Source organism: Verrucomicrobiota bacterium, from assembly GCA_039192515.1.
Lineage (GTDB): Bacteria > Verrucomicrobiota > Verrucomicrobiia > Methylacidiphilales > JBCCWR01 > JBCCWR01.
The window spans coordinates 94,850-107,888 of sequence record JBCCXA010000002.1 but is presented as its reverse complement, the minus strand read 5'-3'; the positions used below and the strand labels follow the sequence as shown (position 1 = coordinate 107,888).

Below are 13,039 nucleotides of genomic sequence, written 5' to 3'. Positions count from 1 at the left end.
TTGCTTGATACGAGTTCAACTTTGCTCACTAGCCTTTTCCTTTTCTGAACCAGTGAATTGCTCCCAAAGCCTATCAAAATTATCATTTTCAAAAGGAGCAAAGACCTCTTCTGTGTTATTAAGGGGCAAAAAGAAATCCAAACCACAGCCATCCTCGAAGTCTCTATTCACGGTGATCTCGCCCCCGTGTTGATAAGTCACAAAAAAAGCACCAAGGAGCTCCAAAGTATTATCGTAATCAGAACTTTTTGAAAAAGGGTCAAAGAGGCTTTTCCAATCTGAATCAGCCCAAACTGCTCCTTTTGCCAAGCGAAAGCGAACCACCAACCCACGCTGGCCTTTAAGTGCTGTTGTCGAGCTCTTAACAGAAATTTCTGTATGAGGATCAATCACCTTGAGCATGACTTTAAGGAGCGTGTTACCAGATTTCATGAGCAATTTATCATCACCCATGATCTTTGGGTACTCCGAGTCTGGGCTCATGATAAAATTAATGCTTTTCTTATCGAATTCCGAACGAACCGTTCGGATCCACCCGTCAACAAGCATCTTGCTGTCCAATCGTTGAGGATTAAAATCACCTCCGCTTTGGCTAATCAACAACAGTTTCTTCAGGAAACTGGTAACCTCACCGATTTCTCTATTGGCAATTCTTCCGAGATCTAGAAATGCTTTTCTTCGCTCCTTGATATCACTCTCTTCAATACCTTTTTCCAACTCAATCAGCATGATCTTGGTAAAGGCTGATATAGATGCTATAGAGTTTCTTAAACGCCAGGACACACACTCCGCACTCCTTCTCAAATTTTCTACACGGTCGGCAACCACGAGTCTTTTTGCGAGATCGACTCGCTCATCTACCGACAAATCTTTGTGCTGGTGTGTTTTGTTTTCTTCTACAGCAAGCAATAAAATCTCTTTTAAAAGCTCCAGATCCCAAGGCTTGGTCACATAACGAAAGACTTGCCCTTCATTAATAGCTCGAACTGCGGAATCAATATCCGTGTAGGCCGTGGTCATGATCCTGGTGATGTTGGGAAATTTATCTCTTGCCATGGCCAGCAAGTCGACGCCGGGTCTCATGGGCATGCGTTGATCGACCAATAGGACCGCTAGCTGCTGTCCGCGATCATCTAGGATATCCATCCCTTCCTGAGCAGAAGAGGCCGTGATAACCTGAAATTCCTTCTCAAAGAATTTCTCAAAATACTTGAGCGACTTCAGCTCGTCATCTACATATAAGACAACAGGTAACCTGGATGGCTCTTTATTCTCTATCATGATAAACCACTCTTTCTCAATTGCATGCAACAAACAATATATTTCTGACGTCTAACCCCTAGCATCCCATTTCGCAAAAGTCGCTAATAATAAATCGACCGCATCTTTTGCCGTTGAGCGGGCTTTATCCTTTATATTGAGGGGAATTTTCATTTCCACACCACACACTTCTTCATCATGAACCCGATGGATTACCCCACCATGGGCATAAACTCCTAAATAGGCTCGAAACAACTTAAGACCCGACTCCCATCCTTCGTCCTTGAGAAGCAAGGCGTATAATTCTATAAGGTTGTAAGAACTCCATAAACTCGAACTCTTACAGGAAAGCACAAGCTTCACCACATTACCAAGATGTGGGTCTTGGCCAACGGCTCCCTTCAAATGTGCCCTACCATCTCCGTGTTTGCTAACGAGTTCGGACAAGTCCTGCAAGACCGTTTCTAAGCAAGCTTTGCCTATGGATAAGCTGGGCAATTGATCGGCTAAATCTAAATCTATCTGTAATTTGGCAGTAGTTTGAAGCTCCTTGATCCATACAGAGAAATCCACTTCTTCCTTATCACCAAGTTTTATTTCTTGTATAAATGTGGATAGGTCCCTGGCCAAATGCAGTAATGGAGCTCTTTCTTCGCTCTGCAACATACTTCCACCTCGTAAAATATCCTTGCTCTTATCTATGGCAAATTCTTGGCAAGCTTTTTCAATGCCCCTTGGAATATCTTTGACATAATCAGCTAGTGCTAACTCAGCAAATTCCCAAGTTCCACCCTGGGCTGCCGTGACTAAGCCTAAACAATGCACACGATTGGCGATCAAAAAGCGCTGATTGACACTGAGCTTCTCATAGATCAGCGACTCTCTCTCCTGCAAAAGTCTGTAATAATCAAAACACTGCTTGAGCACCATTTCCAGCTCGGGTAGATTCCAAGGCTTCACCACATAACGATAGACATAGCCCTTATTCACCGAGTCCATGGCACTCTCTAGATCCGCATATGCTGTTGTGAGAATTCTCACAATCTTTGGATACTCGCGTCTAACCTCTGCTAAAAAATCAACCCCCTGCATTCCGGGCATACGCTGATCCGACATGACTAAGGCATAGTCCCCCTGAGCCTCGGCCAGTATTTCCAAAGCTTCATCCGCAGTCTCAGCTGTAGTCACCTGAAATTTTGTATTAAAATACCTATTGAAGTACTTCAGTGAATTTGTCTCATCATCCACGTAAAGAATTTTATATACTTTGTAATAATCTGTTTCTGCTGTCATCTTTCCCTTCCGCGGGGTTAATAGGGAGCGTCACTATGACCTCAGTCCATTCCCCTTCCTTGCTCCTCATATCGATTGTTCCTTTATGATTCTTAACCAAAGTGTGACAAAGGCTTAAGCCGATCCCTAAGCCCTCCCCTACTTCACGAGTCGTAAAAAAGGGATTAAAGACTTTCTTTAAGGTTTCCTGACTGACACCACAACCATTGTCTTTAACTGAAAGACGCAAATATTCATCCTCCACTTTCTCAACTTTCAAATAGATTTGTGGCTTCCGTTTAGCAGCAGTATCCTTGGTAGCTTTCACCGAGTTTGATATTAAATTAATGACTACATGTGTAATTTGCTGCCTACAAAGATAGGCTATGGAATCGTTACATACCTGAGACTCAAACTCTACATTGTTTAACTCGTGCGACAACATTCTTAAAGCAGATTTGATGGGTTCCTCCATAGACACCCATTCCAGAGAACCTTTTTCATCGGGATAGGCAAAGATGCGCAAGTCAGAGACAATATCACGCACCCTTCCCAACCCGTTTTCGATATCATCCAACGCTTCGCGTACCATCTCATCATCACTCGACAACGACTGTGAAGCAAAACTCAAAGCGGTTAATGAAAAATTCAGTGGGTTATTGATCTCATGTAGCAAGCCCGCAGACAGATTGCCCATGGCATTCATCTTTTCGCTTTGTATGAGCTGAGACTCCGTAGCCTTCAAATGATCTAAAGCCTGCTGGAGTTCTTGATTACTCTCTCTCAAATCCGCTTCCAAAGCTGCTGTATTGAGATGGTTTTTTACCCGGCTTTGCAACTCCAAAGTACTAAAAGGCTTCACTAAAAAGTCATCGGCTCCAGCATTCAAGCCTTCTATCTTGGATTCCTCGTCCATCTTAGCCGTCAGCATCAGGATTTTTATCCCTCTTGTTTCCTTATCTCCCTTAATTTTTTTACAAACCTCAGGTCCACTCATGCCCGGCAACATCCAATCCAGCAAAATCAAATGTGGCCGGCGCGCTTTAGCGAGCTCTAAACCGGACACCCCATCAGCAGCTTGAATAATTGTGTATTTTTCACTTACCGTACTAGTAATAAAGCGTCTCATGTCGGGCTCATCATCCACTACTAGTAGGGTAAACTCACCTTGGCCAATTTCGGGTAATGCCTCACTTTCCTCATGATGCACTAAAAAGCGGTCAGCGGACTTGAACGCTGCCAATAATGGGTCTTGTGATGCTTTAGGTATCGACGACGTTTGAGTGGAAAGGGTGACCGCTTCTTCATCGGTCTGGGCAGGAGCTCCCTTCAAGCAAATTTGGAAACACGTGCCTTTTCCCTCCTCGCTTTTCACCTCTATTTTCCCACCGTGTTTATGAACGAGATCTCTAACCAAAGATAAGCCTATCCCCACGCCTTGATACTTGCGGGTAGAGGAGCCGTCAACCTGGTGAAACCGGTCAAAAATATTAGGCAACTCTTTTTCTGGAATACCAATTCCCGTATCCTCTACTTCAAAAAAAACTTGCTCTCCATCTTTTCTGCAACGCACATAAATTACCCCCCCTTCCTTGGTAAATTTAATGGCATTGGTAAAGAGATTGAGAAACACTTTCTCCAGCAAGCTAAGATCTCCCAGAATCCACAACGGTTCTTTTGCTCCCTCAATCTGTAGCTTGATCTCTTTGGCAATCGCTAAGTGCCTGATGGAATGGGCCAGGCTTTTCACCATACCTCCCGCCTCAATCCTTTTAAAGTCCGCTTTGAACTCTGCCTGCTCCAGCCGAGTCACCTCCAGTAAATCATTGATGAGCTTTAATAGGCGCAATGAATTCTGCATGGCCAGTAAAAGAGTCTTATGCACTTGGTCAGGTAACTTTTCCGACTTATGCAGCAGATCCTGTATAGGAGACAAGATCAAGGTAAGCGGCGTTCTCAGCTCGTGACTGATGTTAGAGAAAAATTGCGTCTTCTGTTGATCGAGCCGCTGTAATTCATCGTTTCTCTCATTGAGCTGTTGCCTTAAGAGAAAGTCCTTAAGCCTCGCCTTAGAGGCTAAATAAGTAGAAATAACACACGCTAATCCGGTTAAAAATATAAAGAAACTAACCTCTATATTGATTATTTGACTGTGAGCTAAACAAGCTACCGTATATAGAAATAAGGTTCCCAGCCACAAAATCATGGTTTCCCAAAGGCTCCAGGGAATTAATACCGACATCACCAATATAACTAAATTTAGGCCACCATAGTAAACGGAATTAGCACCCTCCGTTTTATAAATCATCCACGATATTACAGCACTAGTAATTAGACCAAGAAACAACGGCCAAATTTTTACAAATTTTCGACCTATATTAAGAAAAAGAAGTGGAAGTATAATAGCTAATAGAAAACTTTCTAATAACCTGATCAGCAAGAAATCCCAGAATAAATCCCTGTATATGATGTAGTCGAGTAAAGAGCCGGCAGGCATATAAAATATTGTAATAACATAAGCAACTTTTGAGGCGTTTAGGCGACTTTGCCTGTCCTCAATATTAAATTCTAGTTGCTGTCTTGATGTTAATAACCTTCTCATCTTAGCCTCGAAGCTTCCGAATATCCAAAAGAACATTCACACCAGTAGTATCTGGAATGACTTCACCTTGCACCTCATCAGGTATGAGAAACTCCATATCCTGCTCATCCCGGTAGACCAAATACCACTCCAGTAAATGTTCCATAATATTTTTTACCGGATTGTTGGCGTGCACATTGGTCACCGTGACCAACCCCCCCGGCTTGACCCACTGATAGAACAAAGCGGTTAAGTTTTTGCAAACCGAATCAGAAAAATAGTCAAACAGACCCGCACAATAAACAAAATCATAGCTGTTGGGAGCAATTAAGTTGGTATTATCATGAGCTTCTTTTAATAAGGTATCAATCGACTTCTGAATAATTTTGACGGCAGGCTTGCGACCACTTGACGCAATGGCCTGCTTAATCTTTTGTTCAGTATAGGCAATGGTGACATCATTGAAATCCATTAAGGTAAATTGGGTTAAAGCCGAAACCTCCTCCTCCTTAATAAAACGCTGAATCTCTACGGCGGGCCCACAACCGATATTGAGCACTGTAAGCATACGCTCTTCCGCAGCTACTCGCTCGGCCTCATTGAGCAAGCGCTCTTTCAGCATGACAATTCGGTTGCGGTGCGCCTCGGGAGCTTGGGTCATGATGTAGGATTTGTCGACGATGCGGGCATAGGTGTTAGCACATTTGGCATCTGACTCAAAAAGCATCATATTGACCATTTCAAAATCACCCGCATAACCCAACGGCTTGACATAAGATCGGTGCACAAAGGGCGAACAGAGCATCAGGGGATGAAGCTGTCGCCTGGTAAAAGCTTTATGAATCACCAAATCTTCTTCGGGAATTTTCCCGGCCTCTTCCTCAAATTCTTCAAATAGTTCACCCACTTTCAGGGCAATAGGCGCCTCCACTTCGTCTAAAAATTCTTCGGCTAATTCAGGCTTTTTTTCCACTCCGTCCTCACCTACCACGGCGACTTCCGACTCTTCCAGCCAATGACTGAGCTCCCCTAGAAAGTCCCCAATGGTATTCACGATGGTTTGATATGACGTTTGGATGGAATGACTCACTTCCCAGTCCTGCAGGAAGCGTTTGGTTTCCGTTCTCAGTCCCTCTCCGGGTTTGAGTCCTGCCATATCTCTCCATTGGTCCACCAGAGTTGCAGAAACAATAAACATCAGACCCGTGGCCACTAAATTGCTGACCACCGCTCGGCCATGGTAGATAGTTCGCTCACCTCGCTGCACCGAAACCCCGTCCAACACTTCACTTAACTGGAGAATGGAATAGGGGTTGTAAATTTCAAAGACAATCATTTTACGTGTGATATGAATTAAGGTCCCTCTCCCCGAGTCCCCTTGACTGTTTTTGAAAACGACAATGCTTTCTAATCCGCTAAGCCCTTTTTCCATTATTGATTTCCCTTACTTCTCCGATTAATTTGCACTCGACTGATGTACCTGACTTTGTAGCCTAGAAACAGCGTCCATACTCCAGTTCTGCAAAGTTTTTCTTACCAAAGATTCGATGGTAGGACTCTGAGACATCTCTTTATTGGAAAACTCTAGGCCGAACTCTGTTTTGAGAACAAGGGTCAGCTCCACCAACATCAAGGAATCGATCCCCATCTCATTGAGAGATTGACTACAATCGACTCGCTCCGATGAAATTCTCAAAATTTTGCCGATATGCTTGGCCAGCTCTTGCTCGAGTTTGTTCATTCGACTGCCCTCATCTAGTAACTCTAGTTCCCTTTTGAGAACAAGGTGGGAAGCTTCCCCATCAGTGCCACCTAGAGCTGCGTAATTGCTAACCATCTGCTGAAACTTGAAATTTGAAACTAAATGGGGATGCGTCTGACTCCATCTTGTCCAGTCGAGATCAAAGAGACCTATCTGAGCATATTGAGTGGGTTCGTCCATCACCTTGGCAAGACAAGTCAGAGCTTGTTCTATCGAAAACACTCCTACGCCCATTTTTTCAAAATGTTCCGCCACCCCCGCTTGTCGGGCTGCTATACCAACCTCTCCGAGCGCTCCCCAGTTTAAGGTAAGCACTGGCAGGCCCTGGCTTTTCCTATGATAGCAGAGGGCGTCTAGGAAGCTATTGGCAGCCACATAATTGGCTTGCCCCCGGTTACCGATGATAGATGAGATGGAAGAAAACATGATAAAACTTTTAAGAGGTAACTCTTTGGTATGCTCATGGAGATACCAGGCTCCCATGGCTTTAGCCTGCATCACTTGGGCATAACGCTCCGCAGTCATCTCCGACAAAAGCCCATCATCTAAAACCGTAGCCCCATGAATCACCCCGTAAAGAGGTAAGCAGTCTTCCTTGATTTCCGCTATAAGCTGCTCAACCTGTGTCTCATCAGAAACATCAACACATTTCACGATTATTTCTGTTCCTAAGGCATCCATTTCTTCTAAGACTGGACCCATGATTTCTTTGGATCCCCCACTACGACTGACTAGAATCACTTGACCCATCCCTTGCTTGGCCAACCACTTGGCCACTTCCAAGCCAAAACCGGAGGTTCCTCCGGTAATCAGATAGGCTCCTTCAGCACTTTGACTTAGGAGACTCTCTTTTTTGTGGGCAACATCTACTTGCTGTCCTTGGAAGGTCACAGCTATCTTGCCAATATGCTTATTTTGCGCCATAAGGCGAAATGCCTGAGATACTTCATTAGCAGTATACACCTGGGTTGGCAGTGCCTTAAAGAGCCCTGAATCAAATGCTTCAGTAACCTTATTCATCACCGATTTAAATTTTTTAGGACGCTGCATTGCCATACGGTCCACATCTACCGCAGCAAAAAGAAGGTTTTGGTTAAAGGCGGCCATAGGTAATTGGCTATTCTCAATAATATCCTTCTTCCCAACTTCAATAAACCTCCCGTAGGGTGCTAATAGATTAAAACTCTCAAATAAAGCTTCTCCTGTCAGCGCATTGATGACCACGTCGACCCCGTAATCATTGGTAATTTTCCTAATCTGTTGGGCAAAAGCATTAGAGCGCGAGTCCATGACATGTTGAATACCTAATGACCTTAAATACTGCCGGCGCTCTTCATTACCAGCCGTGGCAAAAATTTCTGCTCCAACCCACTGGGCCATTTGTATCGCTGCTAAGCCAAGCCCCCCAGTCGCGCTATGGATAAGAATTTTCTCACCCGCCTTGATACCAGCAATTTCCAATAATCCATAATAGGCTGTTAGAAAAACCGTAAATAAAGGAGCTTCCTCAAAACTCAAGCTCTTTGGTTTGAGAACAACGTGGTTTGCAGACACCTTGCAATATGCACGGAAGCTACCTGGAACAAATGTGACAACTTCATCACCAACTTGAAATTCGGCAACATCCTTACCAAGAGCAGTGATGACTCCTGAAAGTTCCATACCCAGGGTATCACCCAAATAGGTATTCTCAGACACTTTGCGACTTAGCTTCCCAAAAGCCTTGACGAGATCCTTATAGTTTAGGGACGTGGCTGCCACTTTGATCTCTACCTCGTTTGGACCGGGCTTAATTCTTTCGCATCGTTGAAAGTAAAAGCTATCCAGATTACCAGGTTGTTTGAGTTGCAGTTCGATAGCTTCATCTGTAGAAAGTTTTTGGGTCTCTTCTGAAAGATGATCCTCCTCATTGGATTCGATGCGCATTAGCTCTTTAGCCCATTTCTTACCTGAACGAAGTGCTATCTCGGAACTGAGTTGTTCGGTAAAACAATGATTGATTATCTCCTGCCAGTTCTGAGCTTGGTCTGCTCTATCTAAGTCAACCATTTGGCAAGATAAATGAGGATGCTCATTAGCGATCAACTGACCTAAACCTATCACTGGAGCTGCCAGCAATCCATTCTTTGGTAGGCTACCGTCTACCGCTTGAGCACCACGTGTAAGAATCATAAGCGTTATATCTTTACCTTGATAAACACTTTCCCAAGCCTGCACCAGAGCGGTTAAGTATGTGCAATAATTCGCTAAGGTATTGATACTTAGTTCAAGCTCATCCTCAGATAAATCTAAAGCACAAGCATAAAGCAAAGAGTTGACTTGCTGAGTTGAAGAATCTTCTAAAATATGAATCAAATCGCTTTTGGCCTCGCTCAGTGTCATCTCGTAATGGTTGACTAGCAATTTTTGCAATTTAACGCCAGGAGTCACTCGCACACTTTTAATATCCACCGTCGCCATTTCCGTAAGAAGCTCATTCACACATGAACTACTATCGACATCTAAAACCAAGCAACTTGCTTTTGTAATAGAGTTTCCCAACTCAGACTTTGGTGGCTCCACCCATTGATACTTATGAAACCATGACGTCATATCTGTTACATTACTGGTCAGAGCTTGAAAAGTGATTTTCTCCATCTCCACACAAACGATGTTTTCACTATTATAAACTACGATATCAGCTTGCCATGTTCTGGCAGAAGTTTGTTTAACTTTACCATATGCCCAACAAGATCCGTCAGAAGCCAAGTAATAACTGAGCCTGCTAATAGATACAGGTACTACTGAGCTGTTACCACTCATGAGATACAAAGTGGCATGAATCGGTGCATCCAAAAGGGTTGGGTATAAAGCAAAGGACTTACTTTGCTTTTTTTCCTGAGCAGTGAGAGCACGAATTTTAATTAGAAATTGATTCTCCTTCATCCAAAAATTAGTAATTCTCCTAAACGCTCCTACATAAGTGTTACCTCGTTGCTTAAAGCAATCGTATAGAATTTCCGGAGAAAGCTCCAACTCACACCTCTCCTTTGCCTCCACATGGGCAAAAATCTTACGAGATTTGGATACTGCATTAGGAATAATTCGCGCACTTGTCAGAAGCTGCCAATTGGTAGACTCTGCAAGCTCTCGGGAAAACACATCATATCTACTAGCAGCTGCATGCCATTGGACATGAATTTTCTGAATCTGCCCAGGCTCAAGGATTAACATCTTGTGGAAATTGATCTCTGATAAGACACATGCCTGCTCTTCGAAAAGAAGTTGCTGTAAGCAAAACCCAATATCCAAATATCCAGCGCCGGGAAAAACCGGTTTATCATTGATGATGTGATCATGGATAAAGGGAAAAAACTGCTCGTTGAATTCCACTTCCCAAGTAGGAGTGGGCAATCCTAAGTTTTCATTAAAATAAACAAATTGGGATTCTGCTTCATGTGTATTACCCAGCCGATCTTGCCGAGCAGAATCGCTCTCCGACCAGCAATACTCTCTTTGCCAGGCATAGGTGGGTAACGGAATAAAGGTTCCCTCCCCCGGAAGCAAGTTGCTCCAATGGAGTGAACTGCCCTGAACATAGAGGGCTGACAAGGAAGTCAAGACGTGGTCCATTTCTCCACTTTTGCGATTGAGACTTGGCGTGACATGAACCTTTACTTCTTTTGCCAGGCCACACTCTTTAATGGAACCACTTAAAACGGGGTGAGGTCCTAGTTCCAAAAAGTTTGCATAGCCGTCTGCCAGAAGCTGCTTAACACCCTTGGCAAAACGAACCGGTTGACGAACATTTTGCCACCAATAATCAGACCCCATCATTTCACCTTGTATTTCTTCACCCAGAACGGAGGAATACAACTTACAGTGCGCTTTTCGCGGCTTAATCTCTTGAAGTGCCTGCAAAATTTCATGCTCGATAGCATCCATCTGATAGCTGTGGTAAGCGACTTCCACTTTTAAAAACCGGTTAAAAACAGCATCTTTCTCCAACCTGGAGCTAACCTTCGTCAGAGCCTGCAAAGTGCCTGCCAGGGTAACGGCACCGGGACTGTTTAGAGCGGCAATAGAAACTTCTGCTTCATCCGCAATCAACTCATTTGCTTCGTTTTCAGCCAGACCAATGGCTAACATCGTTCCTTTACCGGCGCAGGTCTGTTGATAATGACTGCGGTAATAGCTGACCAGTACGGCATCTTCCAATGTGAGTGCTCCGGAGACGTAAGCAGCGGCAACTTCCCCGACACTGTGCCCCATGACCGCCACAGGCTCTATGCCCCAATGCTTCCATAACTCGGTTAGCGCTACTTGCAAAGCAAAGTTAGCTGGCTGCGCCACTTGCGTCTCACCAACTCGAGAATTTTCTGCGGAATCTCCCAACGCTTCGCCAATCGACCAGCCCGCTAGCTGCGTGAAGACTTCATCAACCTTTTCCCAGGCTTGTCGAAAGATAGGCTCTTTTTGCATGAGCTCTCTTCCCATGGCCCACCACTGAGGTCCCATGCCCGAATAAATAAAAACGAGAGGCGACGGTTCATTTCCGGAGAAGTGCCCTTGATCGACGCCATCCACCATCTCTTGGCTAGCTAAAGACTGCATTTTACTCTGCAGTTCTCCGATAGATCCGGCAGCAAACACGGCACGGTGTGCATGATGACTGCGCCGCATGGCCATGCTGTAGACGAGATCAGCAAAATTTAGCTGGCTGCCTTTTTGAGCCAACATAAATAGGTATTTATTGAGCAAATCGGAAAGCGCTTGCTCACTTCTTGCTGACAGGGGAATCAATGTTTTTTTATGATGATTAGCATCCGTGACCGTTTCGATATCTCCTTTGTCTTGGGGGGAAACAAAAGATTGCAGAACGGCGTGGGCATTGGTTCCTCCATAGCCAAAGGAGTTAACCCCGGCAAACAGTTGTGCCTCACTTTCTAAACTTTCCACTTGAGTGGGCACCTGCAAACAGATGTCCTGAAAAGGAATTTGTGGGTTGGGTTTCTTGAAGTGCAAATTGGGAGGCACTTGCTTGTGATAAAGCACGAGCGCCGCTTTGATAAACCCGGCCACTCCGGCGGCCGCTTCCAAATGCCCCATATTTGACTTAACCGAACCCACCCAGCACTTCTCTCCATTCCTATTTTCGCTTAGGACGGAATTGAGCGCGGTGAGTTCTATCGGGTCACCCGCCTGCGTGCCGGTGCCATGCGCTTCAATATATTTGAGATCCTTGGGCAGAACGGCGGCTTTCTTGTACACCCGGCTCACCAAAGCCTTTTGTGAGCTGGCATTGGGCAGAGAAATACCCGCCGTATGTCCGTCCTGATTCACTCCGGTCATACCAACCAAACAATAGACTCTATCTCCATCCCTGAGCGCGTCTGAGAGCCGTTTTAAGACCACGATCCCCGCTCCTTCCCCTCGGGTATAGCCTCCGGCATCTTCATCAAAGGCCTTGCAATACCCGTGTTTGGATAAGAATTTCCCCTTACTCATAAGTATGGGAAGTTCCGGGCGGAACATGACATTGACCCCGCCCGCCACTGCCATATCACACTCCCTCTGCCACAGACCCTGGCAAGCATAGTGGATGGAAACCAGGGCCGATGAACAAGCCGTATCCATGCTGACACTAGGACCAAGAAGATCAAAGGCATGAGAAATCCGAGCAGCCAAAATGGTCATCATAATCCCTGCGGGAGTGCTTGAGGTAATTTCATGCCGGCTAGCGGCCGACAACTTATTTATAAGATTATCTAAAGCAAAACCGCCTATATAAACCCCGGTATTGGAACCTTGAAGACTCTCATGGGGAATCCCGGCATCCTCAAAAGCTTCCCAGGCAACCTCCAACAACAAACGCTGCTGGGGGTCCATTTCCTGGGCTTCTCGGGGGGAAATACCGAAGAAAAGGGAATCAAATTGATCAATCCTCTCCGTTAAATATCCACCTTTCTTGGCGTGAGTTTTTCCCGGCTTGTCCGAATTCTCAGAGTAAAACCTCCTGATATCCCAGCGATCTTTGGGGACGTCGACAATGGCATCCCCTCCCCTCTTAAGAAATTTCCAAAAAGCATTGGGACTCGATGCACCCCCAGGGAAACGACACCCTATACCTACCAATGCAATAGGCTCATAACCACTATCACTCATTTCACACTCCCCTTAGTTAA

5 protein-coding genes are annotated in these 13,039 nt (G+C 44.9%); all 5 read right to left on the bottom strand.

Annotation, left to right across the window (positions count from 1 at the left end; all coding sequences use genetic code 11):
- Positions 1 to 15: 15 nt before the first annotated feature.
- Positions 16 to 1,281, bottom strand: coding sequence for a response regulator (locus AAGA18_01855; protein ID MEM9444072.1), 1,266 nt, complete (start codon positions 1,279 to 1,281; stop codon positions 16 to 18).
- Positions 1,282 to 1,332: 51 nt separating this feature from the next.
- On the bottom strand, positions 1,333 to 2,553 hold the full coding sequence (locus tag AAGA18_01850) for a response regulator (GenBank protein MEM9444071.1): 1,221 nt from the start codon (positions 2,551 to 2,553) through the stop codon (positions 1,333 to 1,335).
- The gene (locus tag AAGA18_01845) at positions 2,519 to 4,774 is read right to left on the bottom strand and encodes an ATP-binding protein (GenBank protein MEM9444070.1); all 2,256 of its coding nucleotides are present in this window, start codon (positions 4,772 to 4,774) and stop codon (positions 2,519 to 2,521) included. The genes AAGA18_01850 and AAGA18_01845 overlap by 35 nt, the downstream gene beginning before the upstream one ends.
- Positions 4,775 to 5,135: 361 nt before the next feature.
- Positions 5,136 to 6,545, bottom strand: coding sequence for a class I SAM-dependent methyltransferase (locus AAGA18_01840; GenBank protein ID MEM9444069.1), 1,410 nt, complete (start codon positions 6,543 to 6,545; stop codon positions 5,136 to 5,138).
- Positions 6,546 to 6,569: 24 nt separating this feature from the next.
- On the bottom strand, positions 6,570 to 13,019 hold the full coding sequence (locus AAGA18_01835) for an SDR family NAD(P)-dependent oxidoreductase (protein MEM9444068.1): 6,450 nt from the start codon (positions 13,017 to 13,019) through the stop codon (positions 6,570 to 6,572).
- Positions 13,020 to 13,039: the final 20 nt, after the last annotated feature.